Source organism: Myroides sp. LJL119, assembly GCF_054871605.1.
In genome coordinates this window covers 191,075-211,973 of record NZ_JBTXLO010000003.1, presented here as the reverse complement: position 1 = coordinate 211,973, position 20,899 = coordinate 191,075, and the positions used below count along the sequence as shown (strand labels likewise).

The window sequence follows — 20,899 nt, the reverse complement described above, 5'->3', positions numbered from 1 at the left end:
AAAGGCTGTGTATGACTTAGTATATTTGATAGTGATTTACAGTTATAATGTTATAAAATGATATATTTGAAAATAAATAAAAAAAAATTAGATGCGTAAAATTAATAGATTAGCCTTTCTTGCCTTGGGCTTTAGTAGCCTAGCGGTTTCAGCTCAAGAGACAGAGATTTATACCAATGGTTTAGCAGAATTTAATCACGCAGTGTTTCTATATAATGAGGAGCAGTATTTAGCTGCTCAAGTCTTGTTTGAAAAAGTTAAGAAAACTTCTTTAGCACAAAATACCGAAGTGGAAGCTGACTGTGCTTATTATATTGCAAATTGTGCTATTCGATTAGATCAGCCAGGAGCTGAGAAAAAAATAGATGATTTTGTTAAAAACTATCCCACAAGTGCAAAGCAAAATCAAGCATACGTAGATGTGACAGATTATTACTTTTTAAAGGGACAATATGCTAAAGCCCTGCAGTATGCTACTAAGGTCAAGAATATCAATATCCTTGAGAATAGTAAACAAGATCGTTTTTTATTTCAAAAAGGATACAGTTTCTTTTATGTGAAAAACCCTAAGGAGGCAAAAAAAACGTTACAAAAAGTACGTCCAAATAGTCAATGGGGGGATCAAGCTACCTACTATTTGGGATATATGGCCTATTCTAACAATAATTATGAAGACGCCAAAAAACATTTTGAGAAAATAGATATTTCCTCTTCCTATCAAGATAAAATGGGGTATTATAAAGCCGACATGAACTTTAAAAGCGGAAACTTTCAGAATTCATTAACCGAAGGTTTAGCTCAATTGGATAAGGCCAGTGAGCAAGCTGAACGTTCTGAGTTATCAAAAATTGTAGGAGAGAGTTATTTTAATCTTGAACAATACGATAAGGCATTGGGATATTTGCAACAATATCAAGGTAAGGATGGGAAATGGAGTAACACCGATTATTACCAATTAGGGTATGCTTACTATAAAAAGGGAGAGTATCAAAATGCTATTGAACAGTTTAATAAAATTATTCAGGGTAATAACAGTGTGGCACAAAATGCCTACTATCATTTAGGGGAAAGTTATTTAAATACAGATCAAAAAATTCAAGCTTTAAATGCCTTTAAAAATGCCTCTGAAATGCGTTTTGATGCGGAAATTCAGCAAGATGCTTTTTTAAACTATGCAAAATTAAGTTATGAAATAGGAAATGCTTATCAAAGCGCGCCTTCTGTCTTGAGTGAATTTTTAGACAAATACCCCAATTCACCCTATAAACATGAGATACAAGAGTTACTGATAGATTCCTATGTCACATCTAAAAACTATAAGGATGCTCTTTCACTTTTAGAAAAAAATAAATCAATTGGCAACGCTCAGGTTTACCAAAAAGTAAGCTTTTATAGAGCTTTGGAATTATATGCCGAAAATGACTATCAACAAGCGCTAAGTCTTTTTAATAAGTCTTTAGCAGAAAAACAAGATTTATATTTTACCGCTAGAGCTTTATATTGGAAGGCAGAAACACTAGTGGCTTTACAAAAGTATAGCCAAGGTATCGAATCTTTTTTAGACTATAAAAGCTCGCCAAAGGCGCCAAGCACCCCGGAGTTTATCAATGTGGATTATAACATAGGGTATGCTTACTTTAAAATGAAAAATTACACCCAAGCTCTTGTCTATTTTAATGACTTTGTTAATACTAAAGGTGTTGATCAAACCCGTAAATACGATGCTTATCTGCGTATTGGAGATTGTAATTTTGTTAATGGTAAATATTGGCCAGCAATGGATGCTTATAACGTGATTATTAATGCCAATGCTGGGGATCAAGAGTATGCTCGTTACCAAAAAGCAATTTCTTACGGTTTTGTGGACAGACAAAACCAGAAGCAGAAAGAGTTGATCGATTTTGTACAGGATTTCCCTGGGTCCAATTTAGCCGATCAAGCACAATATGAGTTAGGGGTAGCCTATGAATTACAAAAACAAGATCAAAATGCCTTAGCTGCTTTTGAAAAATTAATCCAAAATTATCCGAACTCCAATAAAAAAGCCAGAGCGGCTTTACGTCAAGGATTGATTTATTATAATACTGGTCAAAGTGACAAGGCTTTAGCTAAATTTAAACAAATAGTTAATGAATCACCAAGTACTCCCGAGGCTATAGAGGCAGTACAAAATGCTCGATTAATATACATAGATAAAGGTCAGGTGGATTTATATGCACAATGGGTTAAGGGGTTGTCCTTTGTTGATGTGTCTGATTCTGAATTAGACAATGATTCTTTTGATTCTGCCCAAAGACAATCTTTACAAGACAATACACCCGAAGCTATAGCTGGTTATAAACAATATTTAAGAGAGTTCCCATCAGGTAAGAATGCTTTACAAGCCAATTTTTACCTTGCCCAAATTTATATGGCGCAACAAGATCAAGATCAAGCCTTAAAATATTATAATGCTGTTTTAAACTATGGTAATAATGAATTTACAGAAGTTTCTTTGGCTAAATCAGCAGAAATATATTTAAAGAAAAAAGATCTTCAAAACAGTATGAAACTTTTAGTTCGTTTAGAAAATGAGGCCTCACAAGTGCAAAATCAAATTTTTGCCATGTCAAATTTAATGAAGCTGTATTATGACCAAAAAAATTATAGTCAGGCTTTAGAATATGCTCAAAAGGTGTTAGATAAACCTAAGGTTGATAACAGAGTTAAAAGTGATGCGCAGTTGATTGTGGCTAGAAGTTCTTTTTATACAAATAATATTGAAAAAGCCAAGCAAGCCTACGAGTTAGTATTATCCTCAAGTAGTGGAGAACTTGCCGCCGAGGCCCTTTATTACCAGGCCTACTTTTTAAATCAAGACGGCAACTACCAAGAGTCAAATCAAAGTATCCAAGTTTTAGCTAAAGATTACTCTAGCTACCCTTATTACGGTGCTAAAGGTTTAGTATTAATGGCTAAAAACTTCTATCAACTAAATGATTCATATCAAGCTACTTATATTTTAGATAGTGTGATAAAAAACTTTTCACAATATAAGGATGTTGTTTTTGAGGCTAAAAAAGAATTGGATTTTATCCAAAGCCAAGAGGCTAAACGTAATTCATCTGTTAGCCAATAACCACTCTATAACTTCGAATAAAAATGAAAAATAAAAATATATATACCTTGTTTGTCCTGTCTTTAGCTACTATTGGAGTTCAGGGGCAAGAAAAAAAGCAAAAACCGGATTTGGGAACCGAAGAAGTTACTGTGGTTCGTGGATATGATGCGGTTGTTAATGAAGCATTTAAATTAAAAGAAGATCCTTTTTTAGAAACCCAGGAGAATCAACAAAAAAAGCAAGTCGAATATACCATAAGTTCTTTTCCAGTGGCCTCTACCTTTGTGCCAGAGAAAGGGGATGTTGCAGATATTCAACAAAGTGTACGTTTAAGACCTTTTGCTAACTACGCATTGGCCTCCATAGGTAATTACACAAACTTACATGCCGAGGCCTTTTTAAGTGAAAAACTCAATAAGTTTTCAACTCTTGGGGGATTTGCTAGATATAGATCCTCGCAAGGAGGTGTGAAAAATGTGCTTTTAGATGATAGTTTCTCAAAAACAGACTTTAATGTTTTCTATTTTGGTAATAAAAATGGCTTAACCTGGAAAGCAGAGTTAGGTGGTGATTTTCAGACAAGGAATTGGTACGGACTACCAACTAATCGCTTTGATTTTACCGAATCAATTTTAGCTAATATAGATCCTAAACACAAGTACAATGATGTATATTTTAATGCCACTTTAGAATTTGAAAACTCTCCTTTTACTTCTGTAGATTTGGGATATGATAAATTTTGGGATGATTATAAAACACAAGAAAATCGTTTTTGGTTACGTCCAAGGTTAACCACTCGGGTTGGTTATGTGAGTGATTTGAATGTAGATATAGTGGTTGATTATGTTTCCAGCGAATATAAAAATGGGATGTTATTTAATCAAAAAGCTATTAGCTATGATAATTTAAGTTATAAGAACCTTAATCTTGGAATTCAGCCCAATGTGAAGTTTGTAGAGGATAATTATACGCTTCAATTAGGTTTGGGTATTTTTTATAATGATGGAAAAACAACATCTAAAGGTATAGAAAACCCACAAAGAGGTAGTGATAATAAATTTTATGTATATCCCCAGGTTAAGGCCACTTATAATTTAGTGGATAATATTTTGGTAGCTTATGCTGGAATTGAAGGTGGGTTAAAGCAAAACTCTTATAAAGATTTTGTTGGTTTAAACCCATTTGTTTCTCCAAATTTAGACATTACTCCAACAAGTCAACGATACGATTTATATCTTGGATTTAGAGGGAAATTAGATAATAACTTGTCTTTTAATATAAAGGGATCTTATAAAGATCAACAAAATCAGGCAACATTTGTCTCAGGAATATTTCCTTCTATGTTAACCAAAGAGATTCCGTCTTATGGATTTGGTAATGCTTTTGTTGTGGAGTATCAAAATATTAAAACACTTAATCTATATGGTGAAATGAGATATGAGTTTGAAAGTCAAACATCTTTAGGTATTCATGCCCAGTATAACCATTATGATACAAATCAGCAAAAACCATGGAATTTACCCAGATTTAAAGCAGGAGCCGATGCTCGATTTGAGTTTGAACAAGATTGGTTTGCAGAGTTAGAAGTGTTTTATATAGGTGAACGCTTTGATCGCTTTGGTGTATATAATCCACTAACTGATATACAAGGACAAAGCAATGGGGTAGAAAATTTTATTTCAAAACTAAAAGGTTTTGTGGATGTAAATATAAAGGTAGGGTATAGGCCTACCAAAAACTGGACTGTTTTTGTAAAAGGAAATAACCTGTTTAATTCAAAATACGATCGTTTTGTGAATTATCAAGTACAAGGAATTCAACTTGCTGCAGGTGCTATGTATAAATTTGACTTTTAGTTACGTTTTATTAATACCATCTAAAAAATACGTATTTATTAGTTTTTTAATAGTTAAAACTTCTATTATTAATTTTTTTATTTAAAATAAGGTTTACTTTTGTGTTTACAAACAACAAACAACAAACCAAACATGACTCTTAAAGAAAACTTAAAAAGAATTTGTCTTGAGCGATTAAATGATAAAATTGAAGCGTTTCAAAGTATTATTGAAGATTTAGCACTTGATGCTCAAAGTGATGCGAAAAGTTCTGCTGGAGATAAGCATGAAACGTCTTTATCTATGATGCATATCGAACAGGAGAATATCAGCAAAAAGATACAGGAGAATATTGCGTTACGCGAAATAGTCCGTAAAATCGATGATAAACGCGTTAGCCAACAAGTCGAGTTTGGTAGTGTGGTTAAATTAAATACTGTATACTTGTTTTTAAGTGCTGCATTGCCCAAAATAGCTTTAGAACAAGATTCTGTTTTAGCCATCTCCATGGATGCTCCGATTGCCAAGCAATTAATTGGAAGAAAACTTCATGACTCATTTGTTTTTAATAATTGTGAATTTAAAGTTAATCATCTGGAATAAGAATACTTATTATTTAATAAATAAGGCGCTAATAGGCAAAATGCTTATTGGCGCTTTTTTTGTATTAAGATTGTTTTTTTTTGGCATTTAATGACCAATAAAGCCTTTTCTGGTTTGATATACTGCCTCAAATAGTGTATATTTGTACGTTACTTATTTTAGAAAAATATTATGAGCCAGGAAACAAATAAGAATAATTATTCGGCAGATAGCATACAAGCCTTAGAGGGAATGGAGCACGTAAGGATGCGTCCTTCCATGTATATTGGAGATGTTGGGGTTAGAGGGCTTCACCATTTAGTTTATGAAGTGGTGGACAACTCTATTGATGAGGCACTTGCAGGCTATTGCGATACCATTAATGTAATTATAAATCCAGATAACTCAATTACTGTAGAGGATAATGGACGTGGAATACCAGTGGATATCCACAAAAAAGAGGGAGTTTCTGCCCTTGAGGTTGTAATGACAAAAATTGGTGCTGGAGGTAAATTCGATAAAGATTCCTACAAAGTTTCTGGGGGACTTCATGGAGTTGGAGTATCTTGTGTGAATGCATTGTCTGAAACTTTAATTGCAACGGTTCATCGCGAGGGTAAAGTATACCAACAGGAATATTCTCGCGGTAAGGCCTTACATCCAGTAAAAGTAATTGGTGAGACTCAGCATAAAGGGACAATGGTTACTTTTAAACCAGATTCAACAATCTTTACTCAGGTTTTAGAATATTCATACGAAACTTTAGCAGGACGTTTAAGAGAGTTAGCATACTTAAATAAGGGCTTAACTATTAATCTTACTGATCAAAGACAGACCGATAAGGATGGTAATTTTAAAGCAGAGAAATTTTATTCGGAAGAGGGATTAAAAGAATTCATCAAATTTTTAGATGGAAATCGTACCCCGATTATCGAACACGTCATTTCAATGGAAACCGATAAGGGAGATGTTCCTGTGGAGGTTGCTTTGGTATATAATGATACTTACTCTGAAAACATTTATTCCTATGTGAATAATATCAATACCCATGAAGGGGGAACACACCTTCAAGGGTTTCGTATGGGATTAACTCGTACTTTAAAGAAATATGCCGATAATTCTGGATTGTTAGAAAAATTAAAATTTGAAATTACCGGAGATGACTTCCGCGAGGGATTAACTGCCATTATTTCTGTTAAAGTGATGGAGCCCCAGTTTGAAGGTCAAACAAAGACTAAATTAGGAAACAGAGAAGTGGTTTCTCCTGTTAGTCAAGCTGTGGCAGAAATGCTTGAAAACTATCTAGAGGAGCATCCAAACGATGCAAAAATAATTGTACAAAAAGTTATTTTGGCCGCCCAGGCTCGTCATGCTGCTAAAAAGGCCAGAGAAATGGTACAAAGAAAAACAGTAATGACCGGTGGTGGATTACCAGGAAAGTTATCTGATTGTTCTGAGCAAGACCCAGCTAAGTGTGAAGTTTTTCTTGTCGAGGGGGATTCGGCAGGTGGAACAGCAAAACAAGGACGTGATCGCCAGTTTCAAGCTATTTTACCTCTAAGAGGTAAGATTCTTAATGTGGAGAAAGCAATGGGTCACAAAGTTTTTGAAAGTGAGGAAATTAAAAATATTTTTACAGCCTTGGGTGTTACAATAGGAACCGAGGAAGATAGTAAAGCCTTAAACTTAGAAAAATTACGTTATCATAAAGTTGTTATTATGTGTGATGCCGATGTGGATGGTAGTCACATTGCAACTCTTATTTTGACTTTCTTTTTCCGTTATATGCGAGGATTAATAGAAAATGGTTATGTTTATATAGCCACTCCTCCTTTGTATATGGTTAAAAAAGGACAACGCAAAGAATATGCCTGGGATGATGAAGAGCGTGCAGCTTTAGTAGAACAAATGGGCGGGGGAGTAAGTGTTCAACGTTATAAAGGTCTTGGAGAGATGAATGCCGAGCAGTTATGGGATACTACTATGAATCCAGAACACCGTATTTTGCGTCAAGTAACAATTAATAGTATGCAAGAGGCCGATCGCGTATTTTCAATGTTAATGGGAGATGAAGTACCACCTCGTAGGGAATTTATCGAACAAAACGCTACATATGCTAAGATTGATGCCTAGTATAAGATAAAATCATAGCAAAAGGTCAAGACAATTATTTGTGTTGACCTTTTTTTATTAATAACCAAAAAAAAACAATTATGAAAGTAACAATTATTGGAGCGGGCAACGTAGGTGCTAGTTGCGCGCAGATTATTGCAAATGGTCAAATTGCCTCAGAAGTTGTAATCGTGGATATTGCTCCAGGCTTAGCTCAGGGTAAAGCAATGGATTTAATGCAGTGTGCTGCTACTTTAGGCTTTGATACTGTAATTACAGGTACAACTAATGATTATCTTCCAACTAAAGATAGTGATATTGTAGTTGTAACCTCAGGTATTCCACGTAAACCAGGTATGACACGTGAGGAACTTATAGCAACAAATGCATCCATTGTAAAAACGGTAATGCAAAGTGCTTTAGAATATTCCCCTAATGCTATTTTTATTATCGTTACTAATCCTTTAGATACCATGGCTTTGGCTGCTTTGAAAATTAGTGGATTAGATAAACGCCGCGTTATTGGCATGGGAGGAGCTTTGGATTCTTCGCGATTCACTTACTTCTTAAGCCAGGCTCTTGACAAGCCAATGAGTGATATACAAGCTATGGTAATTGGTGGGCATGGTGATACAACAATGATTCCATTGATAAACTATGCAACTTATAAAGGAATTCCCGTTACTAGCCTTTTAACTAGTGAACAACAAGAGCAAGTTGTGGCCCAAACTATGGTGGGTGGAGCTACACTTACCAAACTATTGGGGACCTCTGCATGGTATGCGCCGGGAGCTTCTGTAGCCTATATGGTAGATAGTATTTTACACGATAAAAATAAAATGATACCATGTTCAGTTTTCTTAGAGGGCGAATATGCCCATAGGGATTTATATATTGGGGTTCCTTGTATTTTGGGTAAGCAAGGTTTAAAAGAAATTGTGGATATTAAATTAAACCAGCAAGATCAGGAAAAATTTAAGCAAAGTGCCATATTGGTTAATCAAACAAACGCGGAGTTAGCCAAGTTTTTATCGTAAAAACGTATATTGTTAAATAAAATATAAGATATGCCAGGAAATTTGCTGATATTCTTTTATAAAATATTGGTTAATCCTTTGGCATATTTTATATTTGCTCGTTTTTAAAATAGTAAATAATTAATTTTTAGTAATAATGCAGAATAAAGGACTCGTTAAATTTTTTGCGATCATATTTGCTTTGGTAAGTATTTACCAATTATCATTTACCTTTGTTGCCAGTCATTATGAGGATAAAGCCAAGGCATATGCCGATGGAGATTCTTTTAAAGAATTACAATATTTAGACTCAATTGGTAATGAAAAGGTTTTTTTAGGACAGACCTTTAATGAAGTAAGGGCCAAACAAATTAACAAAGGTTTGGATCTTGAAGGAGGAATTAATGTAACTCTCCAAATTTCTATTAAAGATATCTTAAAAGGATTAGCAAATAATTCGAAAAACCCAGTTTTTGTACAGGCTTTAGCCGAGGCAGAAACTACACGTCAAGGTAATCAAACTTACTTAGATGCTTTTTATAATTCATTTGAAAAAGTATCAGCAGGAAAAGTAAAATTAGCCTCTGGCGATATTTTCGCTAATAGAAATTTAAGTGAGATTACAGTAGGAATGACAGATAGTCAAGTAAAGGCTATTTTAAATGTCAAAGTAAAAGAATCAATTGAGAGTGCATACCGTGTATTTAGAGAGCGTATCGATAAATTCGGGGTGAGTCAACCTAATATCCAGATGTTAGGAGATACTGGAAGAATTCTAGTGGAGCTTCCAGGAGCAAAAGATGTTGATCGTATAAAAAATTTACTACAAAGCACCGCTCAACTTGAGTTTTGGGAAACTTACAAAGGTAAAGAGTTAGGAAACTATCTTGCTACAGTAAATCAGTATTTAATGACTACTGAGATTGTGGAGATCCAACCAGTTGCGCAACAAGATAATCAAGAAGAAATTTCAGAGATTGATGCATTATTAGGAGCCTCATCAGATACCCTGGCTAAGGAGCAAAATGCTTCAAATGGACCAATTTTCGACTTAATTGTAAGTGGAGGGCATCCAGAGAGTCCTATTTTAGGTTATTTCCATTCTAAGGATACAGTAAAAATTAATAGTTACCTTAAACGTGCAGATGTTCGTGCTTTACTACCAGCAAACTCAAAATATGCTAGATTTGTATGGGGTAAACCAAAAAGTAACGCTCAGGGTATAGTAGAACTATATGCGTTAAAGACAAACCGCGAAGGAATACCACCTTTAAGTGGTAGTGTGGTTACTGGTGCTCATGAAGAATTTGACCAGTATAGTAAACCAACAGTTAGCATGCAAATGAATCCTAAAGGTGCTAAGACTTGGGAGGAGTTAACAGGTAAGGCTTATACGGAAGGTGGTAATATTGCAATTGTTTTAGATAACATTGTGTATTCAGCGCCAGGAGTGACATCTGGACCTATTTCTGGTGGTAGATCCTCTATCTCTGGAGATTTTACCTTAGCAGAGGCTAAAGATTTAGCCAATATTCTTCGTGCAGGTAAGCTACCAGCTGGAGCAGATATTGTTCAAAGTGAGATTGTAGGACCATCATTAGGACAGCAAGCCATTGATGCAGGTATGTTATCGGCTGTTGTAGGACTTATTTTAGTTGCCGGATGGATGATCTTTTATTACGGTAAAGCAGGTTGGTATGCGGATATTGCACTTCTAGCAAACTTACTGTTTATGTTTGGAATTCTAGCTAGTTTAGGAGCGGTATTAACCCTTCCTGGTATTGCGGGAATTGTACTAACAATGGGAACAGCAGTCGATGCGAATATTATTATTTCCGAGAGGGCAAAGGAATGTCTACGAAAGGGAATGAGTTTAGCCGAAACAGTAAAAGAGGCTTATTCTTGGAAAGGTGCTATGCGTCCAATTGTAGATGCAAACGTTACTCATATTTTAACAGGTGTAATTCTATTTGCTTTTGGTTCGGGACCTATTAAAGGATTTGCGACAACTTTATTAATAGGTATTGCAACCTCGTTATTTACTTCCATCTTTATCGCACGTATCTTTATGGATCGCGATGTGGCTAAAGGAAAAAAATTAGTTTTTAGTACGCCAATTACTAAAAATTGGTTTACTAATTTCCACTTTGATTTCTTAGGGGTTAAAAAGTACACTTATGGTTTATCGGCAATAATCGTTGTGGTTTCTTTCGGATCGTTTTTTATCAATGGATTTGATGAAGGAACGGATTTTGTTGGAGGACGTACATTTCAAGTTAAGTTTGATCAAGAGGTAGTTGCTAGTGAAGTTAGTGGTACTCTAGGTGATGCTTTTGGGGTTAACGTAGAGGCTAAAGTTTTTGGTAATAAAGAACAGTTGAAAATCACGACTAAATACAAAGTAGAGCAAGAGGGAGCTGATGTAGATTTAGAAGTTAACAAGATGCTTTATCAAGCTTTAAAACCATATTATAAAACAGACTTGACTTATGAGCAATTTGTAAACCCTGTAGATGCAACAGTAAGTGTTGGAGTTATACAAGCCTCTAAAATCGGACCTTCAATGGCTAAAGACGTTAAGCAAAATGCATATTGGGCTGTACTAGGATCCATGGCTGCTATTTTTGTTTATTTAGTTATTTCATTCCGTAAATGGCAGTATTCACTAGGGGCAATTGTTTCGGTAGCCCATGATGTGATTTTTGTACTGGGTGTTTACTCTTTGACTTATAAGTTTATGCCTTGGCATATGGAAATAGATCAGCATTTTATTGCTGCTATTTTAACCGTGATAGGTTATTCGATGAATGATACAGTAATTGTTTTTGACCGTGTTCGTGAATACATAGCTGGTAATACAATTGGAAATTTCAATACTATTGTTAATGATTCGGTTAATACTACTTTATCTAGAACAATTAACACGTCGCTTACTTTAATTATGGTTTTATTAATCATGTTTGTATTTGGAGGTGATTCTATAAGAGGATTTATCTTTGCAATGCTAATTGGTATTATTGTAGGTACGTATTCTTCATTATTCTTGGCAACGCCTGTATTGGTGGATACAATGCCTAAAAAGGATAAAGAGGAGATTGAAAGAAGACATAAATTAATGAACGAACAAGAAATTGAGCAAGCTCAATAAAGATGTAATACGTTTTTTTATTATACAGAAAAAGGTCACTAATGTTTTTTAGTGACCTTTTTTGCGTTTAACCCTAATTTGTTATTGCTTGAGATTTTAAAGTTTTTTTTGAAAAGATATATTTATATAAAACCCTGAAAATTATGTACTGTAAGGTCTTAAAAAGGCTTTTGAGAGTATATTAAGTTAGTTTTGTATTTAAATATTTTCCTTGGTTGTTTTTTGAAAGTACCTAATCGTTAAAATAGATTGTGGTGTTTGTCACAAAGTAGTATAGGTTTTGATTTGTAATTTGTGGACAAACAGTATATTTCAAAAATAAATTTCGTTTGCATAAAAAGTGGAAACCTTCAAATTCAAGGTGCTGCTGTAGCTCGTGAATTTCGTATAATGCTATCTTATTAAGATTGTTTTGATTTAACAATACACCATTTAAGTACCCCTTCAAGTACCCTTTAAGGGTTAATGGTAAATAAGACAATTGTAAAAATAAAAAGGTTAAGCCTTTTTCTAGCACGTCTAAACTTGGTGTTATAGATTGCCTTTTTTATAACTATATGAATAATGTAGTATGAAAAAAATAGTTATTTTTTGCTCTTACTAATTTTATATTCTTTTTGGCTATCATTTTATTTGTATCAAAAAAAAGCTTCTTTAATGGGTAAGTGCAATATAAAATGTGTTTTGATTTTTCGCTATACTGTTTTAGTTTTATAAATAATGGAGAATATTGTCAATACTTTCCAATTCTATAAAATTTTGATGTTTTAAATTACTTTGGTGTTGTTCATAGGTCCATGTTAGGTGATATGGAATATGTGCGGCGTATCCACCTAACTCTAAGACTGGTAATATATCGGATTTAATGGAATTGCCTAACATTAGAAAATTTTCAGGCTTACAGTCCAATTGTTTTAATAACTTTTGATAGTCACTCACTTTCTTGTCGCTCATTATTTCGATATGATGAAAATAGCCTTCTAATCCCGATTTTTTGAGTTTACGTTGTTGATCTAATAAATCGCCTTTAGTGGCTAATATCAATTTATATTTACCCTTTAGCTTATCCAGAGTTTCAGCCACGCCATGTAATAATTCAATAGGTTTTTGTAAAAGTTCGTGTCCAAGAGCTATAATTTTATTAATCAATTCTAAAGAAATAGTGCCATTTGAAATATTACTTGCAGTTTCAATCATGCACAAAATAAAGCCTTTTACTCCATAACCGTACAAATGCAGGTTTTTCATTTCGGTTTTAAATAGCGCCTGTGATACCACTTGGTTACACTGGTAGGGCTCAAGTAATTGGCAAAATTTTTTTTCTGCTTGCTGGAAATAGGCCTCGTTTACCCACAGGGTATCATCTGCATCAAGGGCAATCGTTTTTATATTATTTTTCATTTCTTTTTTAGATGTTTTTTATGACGCAAAATTCTAGAAAAGGATGATTTATAAAAAGGACATTTGTCTAGATTAATCTCTATGGTAAACTAGTGATTTTGGAATTTATAACTCATAAAAATAGCTATACAGTATAACTAAGAAAATACAAACAAGGATATAATGTATTTTTATTACCAAATAATACAAGGTAATGCCTAAAAAAAATAGGATTACTAAAAGATTTTCTAGGTAACAAATTTCGTATTATTACCCAATTAAAAAAGGTCTATAGCCCGATAATATTTAAGGTAAAAAACGCAGGTTAAAGATATTTTCTTAAATTTTTAAAACTAATGTTTAGCTTTTTTTGTTTTGTTAATTATTGCAGGTTCTTGCTTAATTAAATTATTAAAAAGTCGAAAAATCCAAAAGCAAGTGATTATTTGTAAAGGCTTTACTGTTTTTCTAATTCTTGTTTATTTTTAAAAGCTAGCTTTAAAAAAAAGGTTCCCTTTTAAAAAAAAGAGAACCTAAGTTTTATATAATTAATAAATTAATTTTCTATGTCGTTGGTCTATTTTTTGCTGTAGCCCAAAGATAGATACCTATGATAATAAAAGGTAGACTTAGCCATTGACCTGTGGAGAATAACCCTAGAGACTCTTCAAAGCCACCTTGGCTCTCTTTTACATATTCTACCAAAAAGCGTACAACCCATAAAAGAACTAGGAAAATTCCAAAAATATAACCAAGTTTTTTTCTAGCATTTGTTTTCCAGTAAAGGTAATATAATATAGCAAACACAATAATATACCCTGCGGCTTCATAAAGTTGCGCCGGATGCTTAGCTACAACTAAATCCAAGTATTGCGCGAAATTTGGATTAGTTTGGATTTGTGCATAAGCCTGATTGTGATCATTAATTCCAGTTATTTGCATAGCTTGACCAGGAGTTATTTGATCTCTAATAAATCGAATCCCCATGGAACTATTTGTAGGTATTCCCACAATCTCGGAATTGAAAAAATTTCCCAAACGTACAAAAACACCACCTATAGTTATAGGTATTACTACTCGATCTAAAATCCATAAAATAGGCTTATGTATCACTTTTTTACTATAATAATACATCGTTATAATTATTGCAATTGCTGCACCATGGCTTGCTAAACCACTAAAGCCAACTATTTCAAATTTAGGTGTGAATCTAACTGGTGAAATAATTTCAAATAGATGGTCTTTATAATATGCCCAATCATAAAACAAAACGTGTCCAAGCCTAGCTCCAATTAATGTAGCTAAAACTGTATAAATAAATAGCTTGTCTAATTGCTCTACACTTAAACCCTCCCTGTCATAGATTTTTTTCATTATAAACCAGCCTAAACCAAAGGCTATAACAAACATTAAACTGTAGTATCTTAACGGAAGTGGTCCTAAATTAATTCCTTCGGTAGGATTCCAAATAATTGACAAAGTGTGTATCATAGATAATTTCTAGAGTTAAGGGCTAAAAGTAATAATTTTTTTATTAGTTGACTAATTTTCTATTAAGGAACTGGATCATATCCTTTTCCTCCCCAAGGATGACAACTTAAGATTCTCTTAGCTGCTAAGTATCCGCCTTTAAAAAGGCCATGCTTTTTTAATGCTTGAATTGTATAGCTAGAGCAAGTTGGACTATATCTACAGGCAGGTGGAAAAAAAGGAGAGATGGCCACTTGATAGAATCTAACTAGAAGTAGAAATGGAAAAATTAATATTTTATTTAGCATAAAGGTTCTTATTAGAAAAAGCTATAAGAAATCTTATAGCTTTTTTAATTAAATTGTGAATGTAGTTCCTTCTTTACCATCTTTTAAAGATATGCCTAATTTTGCAAGCTCATCTCGGATGTGATCACTCATGGCAAAATCTTTGTTAGCTCTGGCTAATTTTCTCATTTCGATTAACATCTTAACTGTACCTTCCAGCTTTTCATTGTTATCTTGATTATCTCCAGGTTCAACTAAACCTAAAACATCAAATGCAAAGTCATGCATGGTTTGTCCTAGTAGTGTTAGATCACTTGCACAAAGAGTTTCTTTGCCTTCTTTAATTAAGTTTATCATTCTAACACCTTCAAATAAATGGGCTATTAGAACTGGACTATTAAAATCGTCATTCATAGCTTGATAACAAGCCTGTCTCCAAGTAGCAATATCTAAACTACTAGTTTTACCACTAGGGAGATCATTGATAATCTTTATGGCCTCCATTAATCGTTGAAAACCTTTTTCAGAGGCTAAAATAGCATCATCCGAAAAATCAAGAACACTTCTATAGTGGGCTTGTAAGATAAAGAATCGAGCAACACTAGCAGAGAAAGCTTTACTTAAAATACTGTTCTCTCCTGAAAACAGTTCATCAGGTAAGATGTTATTACCTGTGGATTTAGCCATCTTTTTACCGTTTAGTGTAAGCATATTGGCATGCATCCAATAATTAACAGGTGAGTTACCTGTACAAGCTTGGTTTTGAGCAATCTCACATTCATGGTGAGGGAATTTTAAATCCATACCACCTCCGTGAATATCAAAATGATTACCAAGGTACTTAGTACTCATTGCCGTACATTCTAAATGCCATCCAGGAAAACCATCTCCCCAAGGAGAAGGCCAACGCATTATATGTTGAGATTCTGCATTTTTCCATAATGCAAAATCCAAAGGATTTCTTTTATCGCTTTGACCATCTAAATCTCTTGTGTTAGATATTAAATCTTCAATCTTGCGACCACTTAAGATTCCATAGTTATGATCGGTATTATACTTTTGAACATCAAAGTAAACAGAACCGTTGATCTCATAAGCATAACCATTGTCAATTATTTGTTGGATGACTTGGATTTGTTCTATTATGTGTCCAGTGGCCGTAGGTTCAATGCTTGGTTCAAGGTTGTTAAATTGTTTTAAAATATGATGAAAATTCACTGTGTATTTTTGCACAATTTCCATTGGCTCAATTTGTTCGATTCGAGCTCTTTTAGCAATTTTATCCTCGCCTTGGTCCACATCATCTACCATGTGTCCAACATCGGTAATATTGCGAACATAACGCACCTGGTATCCCAAGTGCTTTAAGTAGCGATATACCAAGTCAAAAGAGATAAAAGTTCTACAGTTTCCAAGATGCACATAACTATATACGGTTGGACCACATACGTACATACCTACTTTTCCAGGATGGATAGGGGTAAATACTTCCTTTTGGGAAGTAAGGGAATTATAAACTTTTAATTGTTGTTCTTGATATAATGCCATAATTATAATAATCTAAAATTAATTTAGAATTTTGTATCTAGTTTAATGTAGTCTAAGAATTCTTTGCGAACATTCTCATCTTGAAATTTCCCTCCGAATTCAGCCGTAACTGTACTGCTTTCAATATCGCGAATTCCACGAGAGTTTACACAAAGATGTTTTGCATCTATAATACAGGCTACATCTTGGGTATTTAATACACGCTTTAATTCATTTACAATTTGAATAGTTAGTCTTTCTTGTACTTGAGGGCGCTTTGAATAATAATCAACAATGCGGTTCATTTTAGATAAACCAACAACATTACCATTTGAAATATAAGCTACGTGGGCTCTCCCTACAATTGGCAATAAGTGATGTTCACAAGTGGAATAAACTACGATGTTCTTCTCCACTAACATCTCACTGTATTTATATTTATTTTCAAAAGTTGATGAGCTAGGTTTTTTAGCAGGATTTAACCCCCCAAAAATCTCTTTAACAAACATCTTGGCCACGCGGTTAGGAGTTCCTTTTAAACTATCATCGGTTAAGTCTAAACCAAGTGTGTTTAAAATGTTCTCTACATCCTTTTTTATTATCTCGATTTTTTCCTCATCCGTGCGATCAAATGCATCTCCTCTTACCGGGGTAGCATCACTCGATGCAATATGGTTGTCACCCATTTCATCGTGAAACTTTTCGTTGTTATTCATTCTAGTTTTATTTTATGCAAATTGTTTTAATTTCGATACAAATATAAATAATAATTATAGATAAAGAGGGATAGGTCTTCTATAAAAACCTTCGCATACTTGTTTTTTAGAGTAATACTATAATTATTAGTAGTTAAATTGATTTTCGGGCTGATTCAAAGATGAATATTGGACTGTTTTAGGGGCTTTAAAACAAATCACCTAACTAAGTTTTGCCAAGTTTTTACAAGTTCTCATTGGTTGGGTTTTGTGTTTTAGTGATATAAAAAAACATCCTGAAAAACGCGCTTTTCTCAGGATGCTTTCAGGTCACTATAACAAATAATGACAAGGATTTATGCAAAAATCTCAATTTATAATTTTCAACTTTACAAAGTATGACTTAATTTATTTTTGATTTGTGTCATTGTCACTTAAAAACTCATTAAAAATTTTGATGCTATCTAATGGGTCAGGCATACCCATTGGGGCATTTTCGCGTTCATAATGTTCCACAAGTATCTGTAAAACTTCTAGTTCATCCTTTTGCTGGATATCAAGTTCTGATTCCTGTAGGAGCTGGATTTTTGTCAAAGCTAAGTGATAGTCTTCTGTGGTTCGAATTGGTTTCATGTTAAACGATAGATTAATAGTTGTTTATAGTTATTTACAATGTACGTTTTTACTTTGATAGAGCCTAATGAAATACTGTTTATTTTTGGATTTGTATGTATTTAAGGGAGCTTTAAGAACCTAGGGGTGTGCTAATTGCTTAAAATCATTTGTTTTGCTCTAGAAATTTAGCCTTAAAAGTGCTGTAAGTAGTAATTGTATAAAAATTAGTTTAGATTTAACCCATTATTAATATCTTAAAAACTAATTATGACTAAGTATTTATTATCTGTTTTGAGCTTATGTGCTACCTATTTGGTTCAAGCCCAAGAAAGTACAAGCTCGTTTATGCAAGAGTTACATAAACATTGTGGTAAGGCATATAAAGGGAAAATTGTTAGTTCACCCGTCCCAAAAGACTTTGAAAATAAAGAGTTGATTATGTATGTAATGCAATGTACCGATGATCAAGTAAAAATACCTTTTTTTGTGGGAGAGGATTTATCGCGTACTTGGGTATTTACACAAAATGGAAATCAGATTGAATTAAAGCACGATCATAGAAAAAATGACGGAACACCAGATCAAGTAACCATGTATGGGGGGACAACATCTAACTCTGGGAGTTCCAATGTCCAATACTTTCCCGCCGATCAATTTACCGCTGATATGATTAGTGGGGCAGCGGCAAACCTGTGGTGGGTAACCATAGATGATCAAGTATTTAGTTATAATTTAAAAAGGGTAACATCGCCCAATGAATTTAACGTTGTATTTGACTTATCAAAACCTATTGAAACCGATAAACGTCCATGGTAAAAAAAAAAGAGCTGTAAGTGATTCTTACAGCTCTTTTTTTATTCTACTTTATTTTTATTTATTTCATCTTGAAGTTGACGGCGAATTTTTTGTTCTCGTTCTAAAGATAATCTCCTTAAATCTTCTAATTCGTTTTCAGTTTCATGTAGCTTCTTGATAGCTTCCTTTGTATCTATATGGCTTTTCTTGAATCGAAAAAACAAAACCACCAAACTAGAAAGTAATACCGCTATGATGGTCCATACTAAAGTTTGATAAGTTGTTTTATTGGTGGAAACACCCAAAACCTCTAAATTATTTTCTCTTTGTAGGGCAATGTTCAATTCATCTTGAACTTGTTGCAATTCTTGAGAAAGACTATCAACGCTAGCTTTTTGCTTTAAGATTTCAGCATTGTTGGTCTGAATTTCATTTTTAAAGGAATCTAAGGAATCCGAGACGTTGCGTTGTAATAATTCTAAGTTATCTTTTTTAACTACCTTATAAGTTTGATAATTTGTTGATTCTTGTATTAATTTGTTGAATTGCTCTACAATAGAAGGTTGATTTTGAGCAATGCTGATCGTTGTTGTAAGTGTTAATAGGGAGGCTGTTAGAATTAATTGTCTTTTCATTAATTAATAGTTAGATTTTTTTCATTTCATTGTCAAAGGCTAATATAAGGCTATAATGAAATAGAATGCTAATTTTTTTTTATCTAAGTATGGTATTTAGATAAAATTAACCTTTTTTTAAGATTTTGTTTGTTTGTAGGTTTTTTCTGGGTGCCCTTGAAGGTGAGAATTGTACAAAAAGGTAGATTTTCCTTGAAAACAACTCCCTAAAAATTTGTAATTGTGAGTGAGTTTTGTTGTTGTTTGAAAGTGATTATTCTCTCTAGGGAGTTGTACTGATTCTATTTATTAATGCACTAAAAGCATTTTTAAAAGAATCTATTTCAAGAAACTATCTATGAACTATAAAAATTAAATTTTAAAAAAAGGATAAAAACTAAAAGCAAAAGTCTTTCTGTAGAACTTTATTTTAAATAACCTTTATAGATGGTGTAAAGCAATTCTTGTGCCATATGTAATTATGCGGATAAAAAGAGTATTTTGTCTTTTGAATAGATTGTTTTGGGGAAATTTTCCACAATTTGAGGAAAACAGATACGTGTATGTGTCCAAAATTAACAAAATTTATCCTTTTTAATTAATTGGGTATTTTTGATTATTCCTTTTGGCTAAAAATAGTTGTTCCAAGGCTAGCTGTGATAACGCAAAGTATGGAGATCCATTGTAAAAAGGTTAATTGCTCTTTTAAAAATAATAAGCCTGAAAGGGCCGCAAAGGCAGGTTGTAAACTGGTTAAAATACTAAAAGTCTTTGCTGGTAATCGTCTTAAAGCCACTAGGTCTAAAGAAAATGGTAAAGCACTTGATAATACAGCCACAGCTAAACCTAATAATAAAGTGCCTGTTGTAAGGTTTTTTAATTCACCGGTGTAAATAACAACTGGCAAGATAATAAGAGTTGCAAAAAACATACCTACGGCCAAGGCGTTTTTGGTATCCATCTCACGAGATACCTTACTTCCCATTACAATGTAACAGGCCCAGAATGTACCAGCTAAAAATGCGAGAGCTAATCCGATAATATCCACATCACCAGTATTCCATGGGACAATTAAAAGTATGCCAATACATGCAAATAAGGCCCAGAGGATATCTAAGAGTTTTTTTGAAAAATACAAAGCTAGAAATAAAGGACCTATAAACTCAATAGTGACTCCAAGTCCTAGAGGAATTCGTTGGATAGCCATATAAAATATTAAATTCATCAAAGCAATCGACGCTCCATAATAAAAAGAATATTTCCATTCTTTTTTAGTGAAGGTAGAAATTTTGGGACGAATTATTAAATTAAGTAAAATGGCCGATAATCCAATTCTAAGGGTAGTGGTTCCGGTAGGACCTAGTACTGGGAATAAACGCTTGGCAATTGAAGCGCCACCTTGAACGCATAGCATAGCACTTAGTGCAGCGCCGATAGCCTTGGCATTACTTTGTTGTTTCATTGTTTTTTATAGGGTTAGATTGGTCAAATAAAACTGGGATCTTTTTTACGCATCTAATTTCATTGTAATGAATTACAAAGGAAATTTCGCGAAAAAAATAAACTTTACTTTGTTAGCAATGGCCAAAACTAGTGTAAAAATATGAATAAAGCCACCGGTTTTATGCGTAGATTTGCAAAATATAATTTTTTAAACTTCACTTATTTGATTTAGTTGGTTAATTTTCAGCACGTTGCGCCATGTTGTTTTAAGAGGCTAGAT

General features: G+C 33.5%; 15 protein-coding genes. 7 read left to right on the top strand and 8 right to left on the bottom strand.

Translation table 11 applies throughout. From position 1 onward, the window contains the following. Nucleotides 1-91: 91 nt before the first annotated feature. From ACYSNV_RS05880 to secDF, 6 genes are all read left to right on the top strand, one after another. Nucleotides 92-3,118: a tetratricopeptide repeat protein gene (locus ACYSNV_RS05880; protein WP_461761633.1), complete on the top strand. Its 3,027-nt coding sequence runs from the start codon at nt 92-94 to the stop codon at nt 3,116-3,118. A gap of 23 nt (nt 3,119-3,141) precedes the next feature. After that, entirely contained in the window at nt 3,142-4,956 is a 1,815-nt protein-coding gene (locus ACYSNV_RS05875) for a TonB-dependent receptor domain-containing protein (protein ID WP_461761632.1), read from the top strand. A 132-nt stretch (nt 4,957-5,088) separates the two neighbouring features. Beyond that, the gene (locus tag ACYSNV_RS05870; RefSeq protein WP_461761631.1) at nt 5,089-5,538 is read left to right on the top strand and encodes a hypothetical protein; all 450 of its coding nucleotides are present in this window, start codon (nt 5,089-5,091) and stop codon (nt 5,536-5,538) included. Between the two features lie 171 nt (nt 5,539-5,709). Then, nucleotides 5,710-7,650 carry a DNA topoisomerase (ATP-hydrolyzing) subunit B gene (gene gyrB, locus ACYSNV_RS05865; RefSeq protein ID WP_461761630.1) on the top strand — a complete coding sequence of 647 codons (1,941 nt, stop codon included), beginning with the start codon at nt 5,710-5,712 and terminating at the stop codon, nt 7,648-7,650. An 80-nt stretch (nt 7,651-7,730) separates the two neighbouring features. Next, a complete protein-coding gene (locus ACYSNV_RS05860; RefSeq protein WP_461761629.1) occupies nt 7,731-8,666 on the top strand; it encodes a malate dehydrogenase in 936 nt (311 codons plus the stop codon). Between the two features lie 136 nt (nt 8,667-8,802). Further along, nucleotides 8,803-11,793, top strand: coding sequence for a protein translocase subunit SecDF (gene secDF, locus ACYSNV_RS05855; protein WP_461761628.1), 2,991 nt, complete (start codon nt 8,803-8,805; stop codon nt 11,791-11,793). Between the two features lie 711 nt (nt 11,794-12,504). Here secDF and ACYSNV_RS05850 read toward each other — a convergent pair. The 6 genes from ACYSNV_RS05850 to ACYSNV_RS05825 all read right to left on the bottom strand — a co-directional run bounded on the left by ACYSNV_RS05850 (nt 12,505) and on the right by ACYSNV_RS05825 (nt 17,785). Further along, nucleotides 12,505-13,194, bottom strand: a complete 690-nt coding sequence (locus ACYSNV_RS05850) for an HAD family hydrolase (RefSeq protein ID WP_461761627.1) — start codon at nt 13,192-13,194, stop codon at nt 12,505-12,507. 543 nt (nt 13,195-13,737) lie between these two features. Then, nucleotides 13,738-14,664, bottom strand: coding sequence for a prolipoprotein diacylglyceryl transferase (gene lgt, locus ACYSNV_RS05845; protein ID WP_461761626.1), 927 nt, complete (start codon nt 14,662-14,664; stop codon nt 13,738-13,740). Nucleotides 14,665-14,726: 62 nt separating this feature from the next. After that, nucleotides 14,727-14,951 (bottom strand): membrane protein insertion efficiency factor YidD, encoded by a 225-nt coding sequence (gene yidD, locus ACYSNV_RS05840; protein ID WP_461761625.1) that lies wholly within the window; start codon nt 14,949-14,951, stop codon nt 14,727-14,729. 48 nt (nt 14,952-14,999) lie between these two features. Beyond that, nucleotides 15,000-16,478, bottom strand: coding sequence for a cysteine--tRNA ligase (gene cysS, locus ACYSNV_RS05835; protein WP_461761624.1), 1,479 nt, complete (start codon nt 16,476-16,478; stop codon nt 15,000-15,002). 23 nt (nt 16,479-16,501) lie between these two features. Beyond that, nucleotides 16,502-17,173 carry a GTP cyclohydrolase I FolE gene (folE, locus tag ACYSNV_RS05830; RefSeq protein WP_461761623.1) on the bottom strand — a complete coding sequence of 224 codons (672 nt, stop codon included), beginning with the start codon at nt 17,171-17,173 and terminating at the stop codon, nt 16,502-16,504. 387 nt (nt 17,174-17,560) lie between these two features. After that, a complete protein-coding gene (locus tag ACYSNV_RS05825; protein ID WP_461761622.1) occupies nt 17,561-17,785 on the bottom strand; it encodes a hypothetical protein in 225 nt (74 codons plus the stop codon). Nucleotides 17,786-18,034: 249 nt separating this feature from the next. On the opposite strand from ACYSNV_RS05825, the gene ACYSNV_RS05820 reads away from it, so the two are divergent. Beyond that, a complete protein-coding gene (locus ACYSNV_RS05820; protein ID WP_461761621.1) occupies nt 18,035-18,583 on the top strand; it encodes a hypothetical protein in 549 nt (182 codons plus the stop codon). A gap of 38 nt (nt 18,584-18,621) precedes the next feature. On the opposite strand, the gene ACYSNV_RS05815 is transcribed toward ACYSNV_RS05820, so the two are convergent. Both ACYSNV_RS05815 and ACYSNV_RS05810 read right to left on the bottom strand, forming a co-directional pair. Then, complete coding sequence (locus ACYSNV_RS05815) at nt 18,622-19,197, bottom strand: hypothetical protein (protein WP_461761620.1); 576 nt, start codon at nt 19,195-19,197, stop codon at nt 18,622-18,624. Nucleotides 19,198-19,792: 595 nt separating this feature from the next. Continuing rightward, nucleotides 19,793-20,638, bottom strand: coding sequence for an EamA family transporter (locus ACYSNV_RS05810; RefSeq protein WP_461761619.1), 846 nt, complete (start codon nt 20,636-20,638; stop codon nt 19,793-19,795). Between the last annotated feature and the right edge of the window lie 261 nt (nt 20,639-20,899).

Bases quoted from the DNA above. Each gene is read 5' to 3' on its own strand.
- ACYSNV_RS05880 (WP_461761633.1), top strand. From the start codon at position 92: ATGCGTAAAATTAATAGATTAGCCTTTCTTGCCTTGGGCTTTAGTAGC.
- ACYSNV_RS05875 (WP_461761632.1), top strand. From the start codon at position 3,142: ATGAAAAATAAAAATATATATACCTTGTTTGTCCTGTCTTTAGCTACT.
- ACYSNV_RS05870 (WP_461761631.1), top strand. From the start codon at position 5,089: ATGACTCTTAAAGAAAACTTAAAAAGAATTTGTCTTGAGCGATTAAAT.
- gyrB (WP_461761630.1), top strand. From the start codon at position 5,710: ATGAGCCAGGAAACAAATAAGAATAATTATTCGGCAGATAGCATACAA.
- ACYSNV_RS05860 (WP_461761629.1), top strand. From the start codon at position 7,731: ATGAAAGTAACAATTATTGGAGCGGGCAACGTAGGTGCTAGTTGCGCG.
- secDF (WP_461761628.1), top strand. From the start codon at position 8,803: ATGCAGAATAAAGGACTCGTTAAATTTTTTGCGATCATATTTGCTTTG.
- ACYSNV_RS05850 (WP_461761627.1), bottom strand. From the start codon at position 13,194: ATGAAAAATAATATAAAAACGATTGCCCTTGATGCAGATGATACCCTG.
- lgt (WP_461761626.1), bottom strand. From the start codon at position 14,664: ATGATACACACTTTGTCAATTATTTGGAATCCTACCGAAGGAATTAAT.
- yidD (WP_461761625.1), bottom strand. From the start codon at position 14,951: ATGCTAAATAAAATATTAATTTTTCCATTTCTACTTCTAGTTAGATTC.
- cysS (WP_461761624.1), bottom strand. From the start codon at position 16,478: ATGGCATTATATCAAGAACAACAATTAAAAGTTTATAATTCCCTTACT.
- folE (WP_461761623.1), bottom strand. From the start codon at position 17,173: ATGAATAACAACGAAAAGTTTCACGATGAAATGGGTGACAACCATATT.
- ACYSNV_RS05825 (WP_461761622.1), bottom strand. From the start codon at position 17,785: ATGAAACCAATTCGAACCACAGAAGACTATCACTTAGCTTTGACAAAA.
- ACYSNV_RS05820 (WP_461761621.1), top strand. From the start codon at position 18,035: ATGACTAAGTATTTATTATCTGTTTTGAGCTTATGTGCTACCTATTTG.
- ACYSNV_RS05815 (WP_461761620.1), bottom strand. From the start codon at position 19,197: ATGAAAAGACAATTAATTCTAACAGCCTCCCTATTAACACTTACAACA.
- ACYSNV_RS05810 (WP_461761619.1), bottom strand. From the start codon at position 20,638: ATGAAACAACAAAGTAATGCCAAGGCTATCGGCGCTGCACTAAGTGCT.